At 36.2% G+C, this 17,899-nt stretch carries 14 protein-coding genes; 9 read left to right on the top strand and 5 right to left on the bottom strand.

The genetic code is table 11. The features are described from left to right. Positions 1 to 2 precede the first annotated feature (2 nt). The 7 genes from I6U49_RS04730 (at position 3) to I6U49_RS04700 (ending at position 7,338) form a co-directional block, all read left to right on the top strand. Positions 3 to 2,015: a DUF3857 domain-containing protein gene (locus I6U49_RS04730; protein ID WP_198627794.1), complete on the top strand. Its 2,013-nt coding sequence runs from the start codon at positions 3 to 5 to the stop codon at positions 2,013 to 2,015. Positions 2,016 to 2,022: 7 nt separating this feature from the next. Next, entirely contained in the window at positions 2,023 to 2,349 is a 327-nt protein-coding gene (locus tag I6U49_RS04725) for a nucleotide pyrophosphohydrolase (protein WP_193711606.1), read from the top strand. After that, positions 2,349 to 2,612, top strand: a complete 264-nt coding sequence (locus I6U49_RS04720; RefSeq protein WP_193711605.1) for a hypothetical protein — start codon at positions 2,349 to 2,351, stop codon at positions 2,610 to 2,612. The genes I6U49_RS04725 and I6U49_RS04720 overlap by 1 nt, the downstream gene beginning before the upstream one ends. Positions 2,613 to 2,624: 12 nt before the next feature. After that, positions 2,625 to 3,848, top strand: coding sequence for a 3-phosphoshikimate 1-carboxyvinyltransferase (gene aroA, locus I6U49_RS04715; RefSeq protein WP_193711604.1), 1,224 nt, complete (start codon positions 2,625 to 2,627; stop codon positions 3,846 to 3,848). Between the two features lie 86 nt (positions 3,849 to 3,934). Beyond that, positions 3,935 to 4,990 (top strand): tRNA preQ1(34) S-adenosylmethionine ribosyltransferase-isomerase QueA, encoded by a 1,056-nt coding sequence (queA, locus tag I6U49_RS04710; protein WP_193711603.1) that lies wholly within the window; start codon positions 3,935 to 3,937, stop codon positions 4,988 to 4,990. Positions 4,991 to 5,205: 215 nt separating this feature from the next. Next, positions 5,206 to 6,249, top strand: a complete 1,044-nt coding sequence (gene rlmN / locus I6U49_RS04705) for a 23S rRNA (adenine(2503)-C(2))-methyltransferase RlmN (RefSeq protein WP_198627793.1) — start codon at positions 5,206 to 5,208, stop codon at positions 6,247 to 6,249. 111 nt (positions 6,250 to 6,360) lie between these two features. Continuing rightward, a complete protein-coding gene (locus I6U49_RS04700) occupies positions 6,361 to 7,338 on the top strand; it encodes a polyprenyl synthetase family protein (protein ID WP_198627792.1) in 978 nt (325 codons plus the stop codon). A 59-nt stretch (positions 7,339 to 7,397) separates the two neighbouring features. Here the strand turns inward: I6U49_RS04700 and I6U49_RS04695 are convergent, their stop codons facing one another. From I6U49_RS04695 to I6U49_RS04675, 5 genes are all read right to left on the bottom strand, one after another. Then, entirely contained in the window at positions 7,398 to 7,652 is a 255-nt protein-coding gene (locus I6U49_RS04695; protein WP_198627791.1) for a hypothetical protein, read from the bottom strand. Between the two features lie 80 nt (positions 7,653 to 7,732). Next, positions 7,733 to 7,969: a hypothetical protein gene (locus tag I6U49_RS04690; RefSeq protein WP_193711599.1), complete on the bottom strand. Its 237-nt coding sequence runs from the start codon at positions 7,967 to 7,969 to the stop codon at positions 7,733 to 7,735. Between the two features lie 46 nt (positions 7,970 to 8,015). Further along, the gene (locus tag I6U49_RS04685) at positions 8,016 to 8,798 is read right to left on the bottom strand and encodes a TIGR03915 family putative DNA repair protein (RefSeq protein WP_198627790.1); all 783 of its coding nucleotides are present in this window, start codon (positions 8,796 to 8,798) and stop codon (positions 8,016 to 8,018) included. A gap of 1 nt (position 8,799) precedes the next feature. Continuing rightward, entirely contained in the window at positions 8,800 to 10,059 is a 1,260-nt protein-coding gene (locus I6U49_RS04680) for a putative DNA modification/repair radical SAM protein (protein WP_198627789.1), read from the bottom strand. A gap of 73 nt (positions 10,060 to 10,132) precedes the next feature. After that, positions 10,133 to 11,821 carry a sulfatase family protein gene (locus I6U49_RS04675; RefSeq protein ID WP_198627788.1) on the bottom strand — a complete coding sequence of 563 codons (1,689 nt, stop codon included), beginning with the start codon at positions 11,819 to 11,821 and terminating at the stop codon, positions 10,133 to 10,135. Between the two features lie 96 nt (positions 11,822 to 11,917). Here I6U49_RS04675 and I6U49_RS04670 point away from each other — a divergent pair, with 96 nt between their 5' ends. Both I6U49_RS04670 and I6U49_RS04665 read left to right on the top strand, forming a co-directional pair. Then, on the top strand, positions 11,918 to 14,665 hold the full coding sequence (locus I6U49_RS04670; protein WP_198627787.1) for a helix-turn-helix and ligand-binding sensor domain-containing protein: 2,748 nt from the start codon (positions 11,918 to 11,920) through the stop codon (positions 14,663 to 14,665). Positions 14,666 to 14,889: 224 nt separating this feature from the next. Next, the gene (locus tag I6U49_RS04665) at positions 14,890 to 17,892 is read left to right on the top strand and encodes a SusC/RagA family TonB-linked outer membrane protein (RefSeq protein ID WP_198627786.1); all 3,003 of its coding nucleotides are present in this window, start codon (positions 14,890 to 14,892) and stop codon (positions 17,890 to 17,892) included. Positions 17,893 to 17,899: the final 7 nt, after the last annotated feature.

The following is a 17,899-nucleotide window of genomic DNA, read 5'->3' as shown; positions in this document are numbered from 1 at the left end:
TTATGAAACATTTTTACATTCTTATTGTTAGTTTATTTTCGGTGTGTTTACTTCAGGCACAGGATTACAAATTCGGAAAGGTATCCAAAGAAGAGGTGCTTGAAAAAGAACATCCAAAGTATAAAGAGGCCAATGCGGCTGTATTGTTTAGAAAGCACCTGGTCTATTATGATATTAGAAAAAATACCGGTTTGACGCTCGTTACCGTGGTACACGAACGTATTAAAATATATAATAAAGAGGGTCTTGACTGGGCAAATAAAACAATAACCGGATATCAAAACGGATCAGAAAGTGAAGAGGTCAGTGCTATTAAAGGGTATACCTATAATATTGTAGATGGGAAGCTTGTTGAAGAAAAGCTAAAAAGAAATGGTGTTTTTAAAGAAGAAACTAATAAATATAAACTAAAGACAAAATTCACTATGCCTGCGGTAAGCGAAGGTAGTGTTATAGAATATACGTATACTATAAGATCCCCATTTGTGACATCTATTGACGATGTGCCGCTTCAGTTTGAAATTCCGGTGAATAGATTGGAAGCCGAGATTAAAATACCTGAATTTTTTGGTTTTAGAATGCATTACAATCCTAAATCGCCCATAGTTTTTCCTATCGATAAAACTAAAGAGAGCTTTACTTATAATTACTCCCAAAAAACCAGAACCACCGGAAGAACTGTTCAAACAGATTATAAACAGCGTAGTTTAGACTATTTGCTGGATTTTTATAAGTTTCAGAAAGATGATATTCCTCCTTTGAAGAAAGAAGTTTATGTAGATTATTTACAAAACTATGCAGCATATTTAAGATGGGAATTACAATACACTAAATTTCCTAATTCACCAATAGAAAGTTTTGCCAGTACCTGGGAAGATGTTGCTAAAAGCATTTATAATGATGCCGGTTTAAAACAAGAGGTAAATAGAACCGGCTTCTTTGATGAGGACTTAGATGAACTACTTGCCGGATATAAAGATAATGCTGAAAAACTAGCTAAAATCTTTATGTATGTAAAGAGTAAAATTGCTTGGAATGATTTCGTAGGCTTTCAAGCAGAGAGTGGAACAAGAACGGCTTATAAGGATGAAAAAGGAAACACGGGAGATATAAATTTATTATTAGTGAGCATGTTAAGATATGCTGGCTTTAATGCTAACCCTGTCTTAGTAAGCACCAAATCTCATGGTATCCCAATTTTTCCTACACGAAACGGTTTTAATTATGTGATAGCTGCTGTAGAAAATGAGGATAATATTTTGTTATTGGACGCTACAGACAAGAATGCGGCAATAGGAGAGCTTCCGGCAAGGGCTATGAACTGGCAGGGAAGAATTATAAGGGAAGATGGAACTTCAGGTTGGGTGAGTTTAATGCCTAACGCAAAATCACAGAACACAACCATGTTAAATATGCAATTTGACGATAACATGGTTTTAAAAGGAAAATCGGTAAGAGATTTAAGCGGTCTGCATGCGAAAGAATTTAGGGATCGTTATGTTGGATTGGCTGAGAAGGATTACCTAAAAATCCTGGAGGAAGATAAAGGGAACATAGTGGTTTCGGGGCTGGATATTTCGAAAGAAGAAGCCATTGGGGAAAACATTAGGCAAACTTACAACTTTGAATTAAGGGATGAAATGGAGGAGATAAATGGGAAGATATATTTAAAACCTATGGTTTTTGCCGGGCTACACGAAAATCCGTTTAAAGGGGAAGATCGTAACTACCCCATATTTTTTGACTTTCCAACCAGTAATGATAAGATTATAAATATTTTAATTCCCGATGGTTATAAAGTAGAATCCCTGCCCGAAAGTGCTATCGTTAATTTAAAAGAAGGAGCGGGTGTTTTTAAGTTTGTGGCAACCTTAAATGGGAAATTTTTAAGGGTAGAATCTTCTTTAGATATGAATGATATGGTTTATATTGCACAGGACTATAAAGCGCTTAAAAATTTCTATGCTGAAATGGTGAATAAACATTCAGAAGCCATAGTTTTGTCAAAATCTTAGAAATAATATGAACATAGAACACGCTCAAAAAGCAGTAGACGATTGGATAAAAGAACATGGGGTTCGGTATTTTAACGAGCTTACCAATATGGCGCAACTTACCGAGGAAGTAGGGGAGGTAGCCCGAATTATTGCGAGACGTTATGGGGAGCAAAGTGAAAAGGAATCAGATAAAGAAAAGGACTTAGGAGAAGAACTTGCAGATGTTATGTTTGTGGTACTCTGTCTTGCCAATCAAACCGGAGTTGATCTACAGGAAGCTTTTGATAAAAAATTAGATCTAAAAACAAAAAGGGATCACGACAGGCATCATAATAATCAAAAGTTAAAATAATGAAATTCAAAGAGATGATCTCTAAAAAAGCCTTCTGGAAATCGGTTTTGTTTCTTGGTCTGGGCTTTCTTATTGTCTATGATATTGTAAGTATGCTGTTTGAATACGGAGGCTTTCATTTTAAAGCCTATTTTACCGAGCGAACCGAAAATGGAAAGTTGTTCAGGTTTATCCTCGGGCAGTTTTTTGCCGCTTTTGCTTATGGGTTTATTATCTCATTTGGGCAGTTTAGAGGAAAAAACAAAAAAGATTCAAAAAGCTAATACAGTCAATTCATGAATTTAGAGATATCAAATAGCCAGGAAAATCTGTCGGCTAATATTAATATAACCGGATCTAAGAGTGAGTCTAACCGCTTGTTAATCCTTCAGGCTTTATTTCCAAACTTAAAAATAAGCAACCTTTCAAATAGTGACGATACCCATTATTTGCAAAAGGCACTTAAGAGTGAAGGTGAGTTAATTGATATTCATCATGCCGGTACTGCTATGCGTTTTTTAACGGCCTATTTTGCCACTTTAGAAGGTAGGGAAGTAGTTTTAACAGGTAGTAAACGAATGAAAGAACGCCCGGTTAAACTATTGGTAGATGCCCTTAAAACAATGGGTGCCGATATCTCATATGAAAAGAATGAAGGTTATCCGCCAATTAGAATTAAGGGTAAAAAGATTACGGCAAAAACAGTAAGTCTGGAAGCCAATATTAGCAGTCAATATATTTCGGCTTTAATGCTGGTTGCACCTTCTTTGCCTAACGGACTTGAAATTAATTTACAAGGTGAAATTACGTCTACCCCTTATATTAAAATGACTTTAGAGCTTTTGCAAAGAGCCGGAGTAAGAGGAGTTTTTGAAGGGAACACTATTAAAATTGAACCTGCAAAACAATTAAAAGATCAAAGCTTGGCAGTAGAATCAGACTGGAGTTCTGCTTCCTACTACTATAGTCTTGCTGCCATAAGCGAATCAGCCGAACTTAAATTAAGCACCTATAGAGAAACCAGTTTACAGGGAGATTCTTGCCTTTCTAATATCTATAAGCAATTTGGGGTAAGTACTAAATTTGAAGATAATCATATTATTTTATCCAAAAAGCCCGGTACGAAACCAAAGCATATAAAGGAAAATCTTCAAAATTCACCTGATATTGCGCAAACCATTGCGGTAACCTGTTTAGCGCTGGAGGTGCCTTGTTATTTAACCGGTTTACATACCCTGAAAATTAAGGAAACCGATAGGTTGGAGGCTTTAAAAGCAGAGATTGAGAAATTTGGTAGCCAGGTAGAGATTACCCAGGATAGCCTTGAATTATTTCCGAAAAAAGATTTTGAAGAAAACGTGTCGGTTGCCACTTATAACGATCATCGAATGGCCATGGCTTTTGCGCCTTTAGGACTTAAAGTTCCTTTTAAGATTGAAGATGCCGAAGTGGTGTCAAAATCTTATCCCGGGTTTTGGGAAGATTTTGAAAAACTCAATTTTAAGCTGAGAAAGTGCTAAATGAAAGGCATTTTTTAAATAAACGCTTAAATACTTGACAACCCCTATCTTGAGATTGTATATTTGCGCCTTCTAAAAATTCAATTATGGGAATGAAACTTTCACACTTCAATTTTGAACTTCCGAATGAACTTTTGGCCGAGTATCCTTCAGAGAACAGAGATGAAGCAAGGCTTATGGTTCTAAACCGAAAAGAACAAACAATTGAGCATAAACAATTTAAAGATATTCTAGATTATTTCGAGCCAGAAGATGTCATGGTACTTAATAATACCAAGGTGTTTCCTGCACGTTTATATGGGAATAAAGAGAAAACCGGGGCGCGAATTGAAGTTTTCCTATTAAGAGAATTAAATCCGGAAACCAAGCTTTGGGATGTACTGGTAGACCCGGCTAGAAAAATTAGAATTGGAAACAAATTGTATTTTGGGGACGACGAAAGCCTGGTAGCAGAAGTTATAGATAATACTACTTCTCGTGGAAGGACCCTTCGTTTTCTTTACGATGGTTCTTACGAAGATTTCAGGAAAAAACTAAAAGAACTGGGGGAAACGCCACTTCCAAAATATATAAAACGAGATGTTCAACCTGAAGATCAGGAGCGTTACCAGACTATTTATGCTAAAAAAGAGGGAGCTGTAGCAGCGCCAACCGCAGGACTACACTTTTCTAAACATCTTTTAAAGCGTTTGGAAATTAAAGGAGTAGATTTTGCTGAAGTTACTTTACACGTTGGTTTAGGAACTTTTAGCCCGGTTGAGGTAGAGGACCTTAGTAAGCATAAAATGGATTCTGAAGAAGCATTTATAGAAAAGAAAGCTACTGAAACTATCAATAAAGCGAAACTTGAAAACAGACGGGTTTGTGCCGTGGGTACAACAGTAATGCGTGTGTTGGAGAGCTCGGTGTCTTCAAACCATACATTAAATGAGTTTAGTGGCTGGACCAATAAATTTATCTTTCCTCCTTACGATTTTAGCATAGCAAACTGTATGATTACTAATTTCCATACACCAAAATCTACACTTCTTATGATGATCTCTGCTTTTGCAGGTCACGATTTTATGAAGCGTGCATATGAAGAAGCAGTAAGGGAAAAGTATCGTTTCTATACTTACGGAGACGCGATGTTGATTATCTAGTTTTTGTTTAATATAATCTTAAGCCACGAATTCATTAAGTTATTTGATGAATTCGTGGCTCTTTATTTTATAACGATAAATCTTACGTATTACGTAACTTTCAAAAGCCTTGTTAATCCACAGGCTTCTAACTTTAAGCTTTGTTATTGCCACAATCTAAAACACTTAGCTTTGGCTTAACTAAAAAATCCTTTAATTCTTAGTACTTTTGCAGCGTGAAAAACAAGAAGAAAGATATACGAGCACTTACCAAGGCCCAGCTTCAGGAATTTTTTGTTGCCAATGGCGATAAATCTTTTCGTGGAAGTCAGGTTTATGAATGGCTTTGGAGCAAAGGGGCCCATAGTTTTGAGGCAATGACCAATATTTCCAAAGCTACCCGAAAGATGTTAGATCAAAATTTTGTGATAAACCATATTCGGGTAGACCGTATGCAGCGCAGTAGCGACGGTACTATTAAAAATGCGGTAAAGCTGCACGATCAGCTCACCGTAGAATCGGTATTAATTCCTACCGCCACCAGAACTACAGCTTGTGTTTCTTCTCAGGTTGGTTGTAGCTTAGATTGCCAATTTTGTGCAACTGCTCGCTTAAAAAGAATGCGTAACCTAAATCCTGACGAGATTTATGACCAGGTAGTTGCTATAGACAATGAAAGCCGGTTGTATTTTGACAGGCCCTTGAGCAACATTGTGTTTATGGGGATGGGAGAACCGCTTATGAACTACAAGAATGTGATGAAAGCGGTCGAAAAAATTACCTCTCCCGAAGGTTTGGGCATGTCCCCAAAGCGAATTACGATTTCTACATCGGGCGTGCCTAAAATAATTAAAAAACTGGCAGATGACGAAGCCAAGATAAAACTTGCTGTTTCCCTTCACGCTGCAACCGATGAGATTCGAACCAAAATAATGCCTTTTAATGAAACCTTTCCTTTAAACGATTTAAGGGAGTCTTTAGAGTATTGGTACTCTAAAACCAAAAGCCGAATTACTTACGAGTATATTGTTTGGAAGGATATTAATGACACAAGAAAGGATGCCGAAGCCCTGGTTCGGTTCTGCAGTTATGTGCCGTGCAAGGTGAATTTGATTGAGTATAACCCAATAGACGATGGTAGTTTTCAACAGGCTTCGTCTAAGGCTACAGATATGTACCAGGAAATTTTAGAGCGTAATGGAATTACGGTAACCGTTAGAAGATCTCGTGGAAAAGATATAGACGCTGCTTGTGGTCAGTTAGCAAATAAGTCGGCATAGCTTCCTTAAGGCTTTATTTTTTTATAAGCTCTCAAACTTAGCTCATAATCTTGATTTTGGCAGAAAAGCATCACTGAATATTCTGTATAAATAATTATCTTTGCTGGCTTAATGAAAGTAATTTCCCAAATAAAACTTCCGGTAGAGAAAGAGATGGAGCTTTTTGAAAAAAAGTTCCTCGAAGCCATGTCTTCTAAAGTGGCACTTCTTAATAGAATAACTCATTATATTGTAAACCGTAAAGGAAAACAAATGCGACCTATGTTTGTTTTTCTGGTAGCCAAAATGGTTTCAGAAGGCGAGGTAAACGAACGTACTTATAGGGGAGCTTCGGTAATAGAGCTTATACATACGGCCACCTTGGTTCATGACGATGTGGTAGATGATTCTAACCGTCGCCGGGGGTTCTTTAGTATAAATGCTTTGTGGAAGAATAAAATTGCCGTTTTGGTGGGCGATTATTTACTTTCTAAAGGTTTGTTGCTTTCTATAGATAACAACGATTTTGATTTATTGAAGATTATCTCAGTTGCTGTAAGGGAAATGAGTGAGGGTGAGTTGTTGCAAATTGAAAAAGCTAGAAGACTCGATATTACAGAGGAGGTTTATTACGATATTATTAGGCAAAAAACGGCTACTCTTATCGCTGCTTGCTGTAGTTTAGGTGCTGCCTCGGTAAAACCCGATTCTAATGCGGTTGCCGAAATGAGAAAATTTGGGGAATTAATAGGAATGGCTTTTCAGATAAAAGACGATCTTTTTGATTATGGTGATGAGAAAATAGGAAAGCCCACTGGAATAGATATTAAGGAACAGAAAATGACGTTGCCATTAATCTATGCCCTGAATAATTCTACCAAAAAGGAAAAAGCCTGGGTAATTAATTCGGTTAAGAATCATAATAAAAATAAAAAACGGGTAAATGAAGTTATTCAGTTTGTAAAGGATAAGGGAGGTCTGGAATATGCCGTAAAGCGTATGAAAGAGTTTCAACAGGATGCTTTGGTGATCCTGGAAAAATATCCGGCTTCTCCTTACCGCGAATCTTTAGAACTTATGGTGAATTATGTAATTGAACGTAAAAAATAAGGCTGTTTCTTAGACTTATGGGCAAAACTTTAAACAGCCTTACTTAGAATCCCTTTTAATTATTGTTCTCTGGAATTATCGATTTCTTCATCGATTTCTTTTTCAAGTTTCTTAGCGCCTTCTTCTACTTTCTTAGCACCTTCCTTAATTTTTTCAGTACCTTCTTTAACTTTATCACCGGCTTTCTTTACATTATCTTCAATGTCTTTGCCAATTGCTTCTACAGCATCTTCCGTTTTTTTCTGGGTAGTTTCCCGACAGGAAGATAGGCTTATAGCCAAAACGGCCACCATAATTAATAGTAACTTTTTCATTATTTTACTTTTAGGTTTAATAAAAAAAAGCTGCTTTCTTTAAGGAAAGCAGCCTTTAGCATTTTTAAGAAGTAAGACAATTACATGTTATCGTCTTCGTTCATTTCTTCTTCCATTTCAGCTTCAGCTTCTTCAGCCTCTGCTTCGATTTCATTTCCGGCCTCTTCAATTTCGTTTCCGGCCTCTTCAGCTGCATTTTCTAAATCTTCACCTGCAGACTCCATAGCGTCTTCAGTTTTTTCTTCAGTAGTTTCTCTACAAGAATAGATAGAAAGAGACATTGTTGCAACTGCAAACAGTAAAAATAATTTTTTCATGTTAGAATTTGTTTAATTAGTTGAAGAAACAAATGTAAACTATTTTTTATTTATGCAAGGGATTCTTTTCACTCAAATATCTCCAATATCTTTTTGGTACGTGTTGTATGTGAAGCCTTGTGTTTATGCGGGATTCAATGGTAGTTGCTTCAAAATATTTCTTCCATAATTTCTGAAATTCTATCTCTGATGTATCAAATATTCGTGTTTTTTCTTCTGATAAAGACAGATTTTTTGAGAAATTAATTTGAATTATTTGCGCTTTTTGGAGATCGTAATAGAGGCCAAACTTTCGTTTTAGATCGTAAATAATCCATTGCTGATCGCTATAACGGGAAGTAAAATGCTTTTCAATTAAAGGTAGTACGTTAAAATCTGGTTCAATATTGGCAAAATAAATTTTATCCTTTGTTAGCTGAAAACGAACAAAAGCTTCCATTCTATGTTTCTCTCTTCCTACCTTTTTAGCGGTTTGTGCAATTTTTAGGACGTGTTTATTTGTAAAATCGCCGTGAATGTTAGCCTTAGATTTAAAGGTATGTTGAAAATACCTTAATATGTCAAGTTCAATTTTAGGTAACTCACTCAAGTAGGCGTAATATACTGCGTTTTGACTGCGATGGTTGGCAAACTTTTGGAATCCGTGCCATACGCGTTTTGCTTTGGTTTCGTCTGTAATTACTTCAATATTTTCAGCAAAAATATCTGTTTTGTGAATGCCGGGAGCTAGAATATTATTCACTTCCAATTTCTCATCAAAAGCTACGAAAATGCAGGTAAGTAAACCTTTAAAGGTTCCATCGTACAATAGGCATTTGGGTGAATTCATTTTAAAATAAACTTAATTGGCTGCTGTACTCCTTTCTAAACTTTCCGGCCGAATTTCGTAAGATTAAAGATTTTATTCTGCTCGCGCTCAGATCTTGTTTCTCCCATCCACGACCATCACAAATTATAAAATATCGTGCCCGGTTTAAGGCTACCCCTATGGCTTTTAAATGATCATAATTGAGCTTTCTAAATTTTCTGGCTTGAAGTATTTTATGTACAGATTTTAATCCAACCCCCGGTATTCTTAGTAGCATTTCTTTTTCGGCGCTATTCACATCTACCGGAAATTGATGTTGATTTCTTAGTGCCCAACTTAGTTTTGGGTCTACTTCTACATCTAAATTAGGAAATTGTTGGTTCAATAACTCATTTACATCAAAACCATAAAAGCGCATTAACCAATCGGTTTGATAAAGACGGTTTTCCCTTAGCATAGGAACCTGGGAACCCAGGGAAGGCAGTCTGGGATCGTTACTTATGGGTACATAACCCGAATAATATACCCTTTTCATATTATAGTTTTTATAATAATAATTTGCCGAAAGCATTATTTCGCGATCACTTTCGCCTGATGCACCAACTATCATTTGGGTACTTTGGCCGGCGGGGGCATATTTGGGAGTGCTTTTAATGAGTTTCTTTTCTGAATTGTATTGAATTATTTCATTTTTCACCTTCTTCATGGGTTTAATGAAATCTGAATGATCTTTTTCCGGGGCCAGTTTTTTTAGTCCGGAAACCGTTGGTATTTCAATATTAACACTTAGCCTATCGGCATATAGGCCGGCCTCCCTCATTAGTTCGTCACTTGCACCGGGAATAGATTTTAAGTGTATATAACCATTAAAGTTTTCTTCCAGGCGCAGTTTTTTAGCCACTTGTATAAGACGCTCCATTGTAAAGTCGGCATTTTTAAAAATCCCCGAACTTAAAAACAGGCCTTCAATATAATTTCTTCGGTAGAAATTAATAGTTAAGTCTACTACTTCCTGAACTTTAAAAGCAGCTCTTTTTATATCGTTGCTACGGCGGGTAACGCAATAGGCGCAATCAAAAATACAATGATTGGTAAGCAAAATTTTAAGCAAGGAAACGCAGCGCCCATCTGGCGTATAGGAATGGCAAATGCCCATTCCATCTGAGTTTCCAAGCCCCTTATTTTTATTGCTGCGTTTGCTGCCACTACTGGAGCAGGAGACATCATATTTGGCAGCATCGGCCAGAATTTCTAATTTTTCCTCAATTCTATCAAACCTCATAATTATTGAAATTTGATTCAAATGTAGGAAAAAATCCAATAAGTAGGAATAATTACTTATTCACTGTTATTTTTTATTGCTCTTTTTTATATCCGGAATAATTTTCTGGCTTTTCTCCTGCCATTCGCGCAAAATTTCTATACGCCTGATTTACCTTCTCTTTGGGCGTTGTAGCGAATTCTTCCTCGGTTACCCCATAATTCTGCTGAAGAGAATCCAGCCTGGAGTGTAAATCTTTTCTAACCTTAGCATAATCCGGATGCTTATAGATATTGTTTACCTCATTAGGGTCTTCTTGTAAATCGTACATTTCCCATACATCTATATCATCATAAAAATGTATAAGTTTAAACCGATGGGTTCTAATTCCATAATGTCTCTTAACCATGTGAAAGGCAGGAAAATCGTAGTAATGGTAATAAATTGCATCCCTAAAATCTTTATTTGAAACGGCATTGTTCAGTAAAGGACGAAAAGACCTGCCCTGCATTTCTTTTGGAATTTCTGCATTGGCGAAGTCAAGGAAAGTAGGAGCGAAGTCTAGATTTTGTGTTAAAGCATCAATTTCGCTTCCTGCTTCTATCTCACCGGGTAGTTGCATTAACATAGGCATGGCAAGAGATTCTTCATACATAAAACGTTTATCAAAAAAGCCTTTTTCCCCTAGATAGAATCCCTGATCTGTAGTGTAAACAATTAAGGTGTTTTCAGCCAAACCAGCTGTTTCCAGGTAGTCTAAAATTTTCCCTACCCCTTCATCTACCGAGGCTACGGTGGCTAGATAATCTCTTAAATAGCGCTGGCCTTTCCATTTAGCAAGTTCTTTTCCCGATAAATTAGCATCGTGAAAAGCATCATTTTTAGGTTGGTAGGACTTGTCCCAGACTTCCCTTTGTTCTTTGGTCATTCTTTCAAAATCGGTTTTCCAGGGGTTATGTCTTAGCGAATCGCTGCCTTTTGCTAGAGTCATTTTAAGATCATGACCTTCATACATATCTTTATAGATTGTTTGCAATTGTTCTTGTGCAGCCGGCTGTCCCTGGTGATCTGAAAAATAGCTTTTTGGTAGTGGAAATTCAATAGAGTCGTATTTATTGATATGCCTCAAGGCTGGCATCCAATTTCTGTGAGGTGCTTTATGCTGTACCATAAGCATAAAAGGCTTTTCTTTATCCCGGTTGTTCTTTAGCCAATCTAAGCCCATTTCGGTGATAATATCTGTGGCGTATCCTTCAATCCTGGTGGTATCTTTATTTTTTATGAAATCGGGATTGTAATAATTTCCCTGGTCTACAAGAATGTTCCAATCGTCAAAACCCTGCGGTGAACCGTGTAAGTGCCATTTTCCGAACAATGCTGTTTGGTAGCCTGCCTTCTTAAGGTACTTTGGAAGTGTGGGTTGAGAACCATCAAAGGTTTCACCATTCATTCTAAATCCATTTAAGTGACTGTGTTTACCGGTAAGTATTACGGCACGACTGGGGCCACAAATAGAGTTTGTACAAAAATTATTTTTAAAGGTTACCCCGTTTTTGGCAATACGATCTATGTTTGGCGTAGGCGCTAATTTGCTTATGGGATGGCCATAGGCACTAATAGCTTGAGCAGCATGATCATCGGTCATGATAAACACAATGTTTGGACGCTTGTTTGTTTCGTCTTTATCTAATTTCTTTTCTTCTGAATTATTCTTACAGGAAATAATAGAAATACCTACACATATAAAACCCAAAATTAAGGGAAACACCTTTTTTAATTTCATATCAACATGTTTTTAAATTGAGAAAGTTCCAAAGTACAAAAAGTATGTATTTTTGCCTTAAATTATAACTATACAAAAACTGCACAAATAGAATTTATGAAGCGCTCTATCCTGAATATAATTACTGCTTTCTTCTTTGTTTTGCAGTACTCCAGCCTTATAGGACAACAACTTACTCCGCCTATACATAATTATTTGGCTACTAATTATAATGCAGCTAGTCAAAACTGGGATATTGATGTAGATGAAGAAGGCGTAATTTATGCTGCCAATAATCAGGGGTTGCTTAGCTATGATGGACAATCATGGGAACTTTTTCCTTTGCCCAATGGTAGTATTATTAGATCTGTTTTCGTGCATGAAGACCGAATCTTTACCGGGTCTTATAAAGAATTTGGATATTGGAAAAGAGATAGTACCGGTAAAATGTACTATACCTCTTTAATACCAAACCTTGGCGATTATAAAATGCAAAGCGAAGAGTTTTGGGAAATTCTTGAATTTAAAGGCGACATTTATTTTAGGTCTTTTGGCGCAATTTATAGATATAGCCAGGATACCGTTGAACCGGTTCAAAATGTGATTAGCAATAAAATGATTGTTTATAAAAATCAGCTTGTGGTGGCATTAGGGAGAAGCGGGCTCCACATCTTGAGTGCCGATAATGATTTGAAGAATATACCTAACCAGGAACTTTTACAAGGGGAAATAGTTGTTGATATGGCTGTGAGCGGGCAGAATCTAATTATTGGAACAAAGGATAATTTATATAGGTACAACGGTGACGCTTTTTCGACTTTTGGAGATAGTAATTTAAAAGATGAGTTAAAACGTTCTGAACTAAACCATATTCTTGCTTTAGATAATGAGAGATTGCTATTGGGTACGGTTAAAAATGGCCTTATAAATTACGATTTAAAGAATGAAAGTTACAATATTTTAAATAGGAATAATGGACTTCAAAATAATACTGTTTTAAGTTTTGTAGAGAAATACGGCAATATTTGGTTAGGCCTCGATAACGGAATAGATCGCATTGAAATAGATTCACCGATTAACTTCTATACCGATGATACGGGAGAATTGGGTGCGGTGTACGACCTTGAATTTCACGAAAATAAAATGTACCTGGCAAGTAATACCGGAGTTTATAGTTTTAATAATAACAAACTTCAGATTATTGACGGCTCTGAAGGGCACACCTGGAATCTAAAAATTCTTAATAATACTTTATTTGTAAATCATAACTCCGGGACATATTTTATTAAAGAAAATAGTTTGTATCCGGTTGAAACTGCGACCGGGAGTTATAAGATAGATGAAATCTCCTATTCTGCGAGCAATTACTTAATTAGTAGTTATACGGGGCTTAGGAAACTAAACCCTTTAAAAGACAGTATTTATCAATTAGATAGCCTGGATTTTCCTGTAAGGAATGTTGTTTTTGAGAATGAAAATACCCTATGGGCCGTGCATCCGTACGAAGGTCTTTATAGGGCTGGTTTTGAGAATGATTTTGCGCAAACCAATTTTGTAAAAAAAATAGCTATGCCCGATGGTGGGAATAGTATTAATACCAACATTTCCAAGATTAATAATCAATTGGCCATATTTAACGGAGATCGTTGGTTTAAGTATAATCCATTTAAAGACTCTCTGGATATTTTTGAAGAATTAAAAGCGTTTAGAAAACATAAAATGCTTTTTAAAGATGCAGGTTCTTATTGGTTTAGCGATACCGAAAATAATAGCTTAAAGTTTACAGACTTTGAGAACACTATAATAATTGCTCCAGAAAGCTTAGGGAATAGATTGGTGAAAAATTATGAGAAGATTATAAAGAATGGAGATTCAATATATTATGTGGTCTTAAATGATGGTTTTGCCCGAATAGATTTAAGGAAGTTTATAAAAGGTTTGGGGCAAACACCCGTGAGCACCCCCAAAGTAAAAGGTTTTTTCAATGCAAATGGGCGTTTAGAACTGGGGGAAAAGCCGGTAATGGCTTATAAAAACTCAAGAGATTTAAATGTACAAACTTCTTTTCCGACCTCTGGGGCCATGGGTTTAAATTATAAATTAAAAGGTGAAGATACGCTTAGTGGTAAGGTGGTTAACGGAGTTATAAACCTCCAAAATTTAAGTCATGGCGATTATGAATTAGAGCTTTTGGCTATGGGCCCTCAGGCTCATATTGCGAAAAGGAATAGCTTTAGTTTTAGTATTCAACCACCCTGGTATCTCTCAAATGCCATGAAAATAGCCTATATTTTCTGTTTTTTGGTAATTCTGGCGTCTATGTATTGGTTTAACCGGCTTAAATTAAGGAAACATCAATCCTTGCTTGAAGAAAAATTTGAAAAGGAGCATCAGGAGCGTATTAACAAATTAGAAAAAGAGCGCCTTGTAAATGAGATTAACCTGAAACGTAAAGAGCTTGCCAATACTACAATGGTTGCGGCTAAGAAAAATGAGATGCTTATGGAGATTCAAAATGAATTGAGTAAGGATAAGACCAATTTTTCTAACCAGTTTAAAATGAAACATATTTTAAATAAAATTAATCGTGCTATTAAAAACAAGGATGAATGGAAAGTCTTTGAAACGAATTTTAATGAATTGCACGAAGATTTTTTTAAGGATATTTTAAAAACCTACCCCAAACTAACGAGTAAGGATTTAAAACTTTGTTCTTATTTAAAAATGAATCTTACCTCTAAAGAAATTGCTCCTCTAATGGGAATTTCTGTTCGTGGTGTGGAAGTACATCGTTATAGATTACGAAAAAAAATGGGACTGAATAAGAACGAAAATTTGACAAATTTCCTCATTAAAAATTACTAGTTTCGTTATTTAGAACCCATATTTTAACAAAAATATACTACATCAAGACTACGTCAAAGGTTTTTAGTGCTGTTAAAAAACTACTTCTAAACATGTGTATATTATTGATTATTAGTTGTTTGTTATCTCAATATTTTTGATGTAGCAGTAGTGTACTATATCGTTTGCGTAAAAACCGGTCTTGGTTGTATCTTTCTTCTAAAATTCAGTAAAATTTGAACCGTATGAAATTAAAATTATTCACCATTTGTATGGTCCTTTTATCTGGTTTTGGCTTCGCTCAGGAGGGCAAAACAGTTTCAGGTGTTATAACGGACCAAAATGAAATACCTTTACCGGGAGCCGAAGTAAAGGTAATTGATAAAGAAATTTATGATGTAACCGACTTTGACGGAAATTTTACTCTGGAAAATGTTGAAGAGGGGGATGTATTTAGGGTTACTTTTTTGGGATTTAAAGCTCAGGAAATCACCATTTCTTCCCAAAATCAATATAATGTTTCTATGGTAGAAGATGCCGGGCAACTGGATGAGGTAGTAGTTGTAGGGTATGGTACACAAGAAAAAAGAGACCTTACTGGTTCTATTGCAAGTATAGATGCAGAGGAAATTGAAAAAACACCTACGGCTAATGTTATGCAATCTTTGCAGGGTAAAGTTTCAGGGGTGCAAATTGTTAATTCAGGATCACCTGGAGACTCTCCAACTGTAAGAATTAGGGGGCTTGGAACCTATGGGGATGCTACCAATGTCTTATATGTTGTGGACGGTACTTTATATAATAATATTGATTTTTTGAATACAAAAGATATTAAATCAGTAAATGTTCTTAAAGATGCTTCTTCCTCGGCTATTTATGGAGTTAGAGCTGCCAATGGTGTAGTTATTATCGAAACAAAATCGGGTAGAAAAAATCAAAAGCCACAATTTGAATACGATGGTTATACAGGGTTCCAGCGCGCTCAAAACATTGTGAAGTTAGCTAATACTGAACAATTCGCTACTATGGCAAGAGAATCAGGATCTGCTCCTGAAGCTCAGTTTATCGAAAATGCTATTCAGCGATACGGTCGGAGCAGGATAAACCCAAATGTTCCCGCGGTGAATACAGACTGGTATAAAGAAATTCTTAGAGAAGGTTTAATTCAAAACCATAGTATTTCTGCTTCAGGTGGTGGTGAAAATGTTATTTATGCGGTTGGAGCCAACTATACCGGGCAGGAAGGTATTTTGGACATGAAAAACAATTACGAGCGATTTAATCTTCGATCTAAAATTGAGGCTGATCTAACCGATCGTTTTAAAATAGGGGTGAGTTCTATTTTTAGCAACGCCACAAAATATGCCCCCGAAAATGGAGCCTGGTTCAGAGCTTATTTTGCAGTACCAACAATGCCTGTTATAGATGAGATGAATACAGGATCGGGGCCAACTAGATATTCAAATGCGCAATTATTGGGATATAGAGGGACGCAAAACCCATTTCAGGACATGGCTTATAATGAGAATAGAATGAAAATTAGAAAACAACTTACTTCGGCTTTTTTACAATATGAGTTGATAGAAGATAAATTGGATATCAAGACCACATATAGCCACGATTACTCTTCTCTAGAAGAGCGTAATGTAAATCTTCCTTATACTCTTGGAAATAATGTAGAGCGTAGATCAAGTATTCGTAGAGCAAACAGTAACTACTCTAATCAGTATTGGGATAACGTTCTAACTTATGATGATTCTTTTGGGGATCACGACCTAAAAATTATGGCCGGTACTTCATTTAGAGATGAAGCTAGCAACGTTTTTTCTGCCACTGGTTATGATATTACGGGTATTGGCCTTGAAACCAGCTGGTATCTTGATTTTGCCGATCCCGATTCATTTGCCAATAATGTAGAAGAAATAGGGAAAAGGTATTATGGCTTGTCTTATTTTGGAAGGCTGTCTTATAGCTTTAAAGATAAATACTTGTTATATGGAACTTTTAGAGCCGATGGGTCTTCTAAATTTTCTTTAGACCCCTGGGGTTATTTCCCATCTGTTGGTTTAGGTTGGGTGGTTTCTGAAGAAGAATTCCTAATAGACAACGAAACAATAGACTTCTTTAAGTTAAGAGCCAGCTGGGGTAAATTAGGTAATGATAATGTAGCGGCAAGTGCAGGTTCAAATACTATTGAGGTAGTTACTACTCCAATCGGAGATCAGCCATTTACAGGGATAACTTCTACCAGTGTCTTTTCTAATAATACCTGGGAAATTATTGAAGAATATAACTTTGGTTTAAACCTTGAGGCTTTTGACAGAAAACTTTCGGTAGATGCAGATTATTATATTAGAGATACACAAGATGCCATTTTACCGGTATATATTCCAATTGTTAACAGGAGTGTAAACAGAAACTCAGGAATTATTAGAAATGAAGGATTGGAGCTTGTAGCTAATTGGAACCAACAGATTAATGAAGATTTTAGCTTTAGAATTGGAGCCAATTTTACCACACTCCATAATGAAGCCCTTGAAATTGAAGATGAAAGAGGTTATATAGACTCAGGTTCAGCTGAATTTAGACAGCGCACCATAGAAGGTGGGCCATTATTAGGTTTTTATGGCTATGAGAGAATTGGAGTTTACCAAAACCAGGAACAAATCGAGGCAGATCCTGTAGCGGTAGAAAACGATCTTGTACCTGGAGATTTAATCTACCGTGATCAAAATGGTGATGGCGTAATTGATGATAACGATAGGATAATTCTTGGTTCCTTTCTTCCAAAATACACTTTTGGAGGTAATATTGGCATTACCTATAAGGCTTTTGATTTCTCGGTTGACTTTTACGGTCAAACCGGAAATAAAATCTTAAATAGAAAAAGAGGGGAAATTATCTTTACTCAAGACACAAATATAGATGCAGATTTAGCAATTAATAGATGGCATGGCGAAGGAACCAGTAATACTTACCCTTCTTCGGCAGGTTTACGTAAATCCTGGAATCAAAAATTAAGTGATTTCTGGGTAGAAGATGGAGATTTTTTTCGAATTCAAAATATTCGCGTGGCTTATAATGTGGAGGCAGAAGGACTTCCAGATGCAAGAATTTACTTCACTGCAGAAAAACCATTTTCGTTTTTTAACTATAATGGGTTCAATCCAGAAGTATCAGATGGTATAGACAGGCAAACTTATCCAGTACCGGCAATTTACACTTTAGGTGTTAATTTAAAATTCTAAAATAATC

The organism is Salegentibacter maritimus (assembly GCF_016236915.1).
GTDB lineage: Bacteria > Bacteroidota > Bacteroidia > Flavobacteriales > Flavobacteriaceae > Salegentibacter > Salegentibacter maritimus.
Note: the sequence above shows the minus strand (reverse complement) of the source record. Positions and strands in the feature narration are given on the sequence as shown.

Excerpts from the sequence above, each read along its gene's own strand:
- I6U49_RS04685 (WP_198627790.1), bottom strand. The coding sequence starts at position 8,798 with ATGAATTCACCCAAATGCCTATTGTACGATGGAACCTTTAAAGGTTTA.
- I6U49_RS04725 (WP_193711606.1), top strand. The coding sequence starts at position 2,023 with ATGAACATAGAACACGCTCAAAAAGCAGTAGACGATTGGATAAAAGAA.
- I6U49_RS04695 (WP_198627791.1), bottom strand. The coding sequence starts at position 7,652 with ATGAAAAAGTTACTATTAATTATGGTGGCCGTTTTGGCTATAAGCCTA.
- I6U49_RS04670 (WP_198627787.1), top strand. The coding sequence starts at position 11,918 with ATGAAGCGCTCTATCCTGAATATAATTACTGCTTTCTTCTTTGTTTTG.
- queA (WP_193711603.1), top strand. The coding sequence starts at position 3,935 with ATGGGAATGAAACTTTCACACTTCAATTTTGAACTTCCGAATGAACTT.
- I6U49_RS04680 (WP_198627789.1), bottom strand. The coding sequence starts at position 10,059 with ATGAGGTTTGATAGAATTGAGGAAAAATTAGAAATTCTGGCCGATGCT.
- aroA (WP_193711604.1), top strand. The coding sequence starts at position 2,625 with ATGAATTTAGAGATATCAAATAGCCAGGAAAATCTGTCGGCTAATATT.
- I6U49_RS04690 (WP_193711599.1), bottom strand. The coding sequence starts at position 7,969 with ATGAAAAAATTATTTTTACTGTTTGCAGTTGCAACAATGTCTCTTTCT.
- I6U49_RS04720 (WP_193711605.1), top strand. The coding sequence starts at position 2,349 with ATGAAATTCAAAGAGATGATCTCTAAAAAAGCCTTCTGGAAATCGGTT.
- I6U49_RS04730 (WP_198627794.1), top strand. The coding sequence starts at position 3 with ATGAAACATTTTTACATTCTTATTGTTAGTTTATTTTCGGTGTGTTTA.
- I6U49_RS04675 (WP_198627788.1), bottom strand. The coding sequence starts at position 11,821 with ATGAAATTAAAAAAGGTGTTTCCCTTAATTTTGGGTTTTATATGTGTA.
- I6U49_RS04665 (WP_198627786.1), top strand. The coding sequence starts at position 14,890 with ATGAAATTAAAATTATTCACCATTTGTATGGTCCTTTTATCTGGTTTT.
- I6U49_RS04700 (WP_198627792.1), top strand. The coding sequence starts at position 6,361 with ATGAAAGTAATTTCCCAAATAAAACTTCCGGTAGAGAAAGAGATGGAG.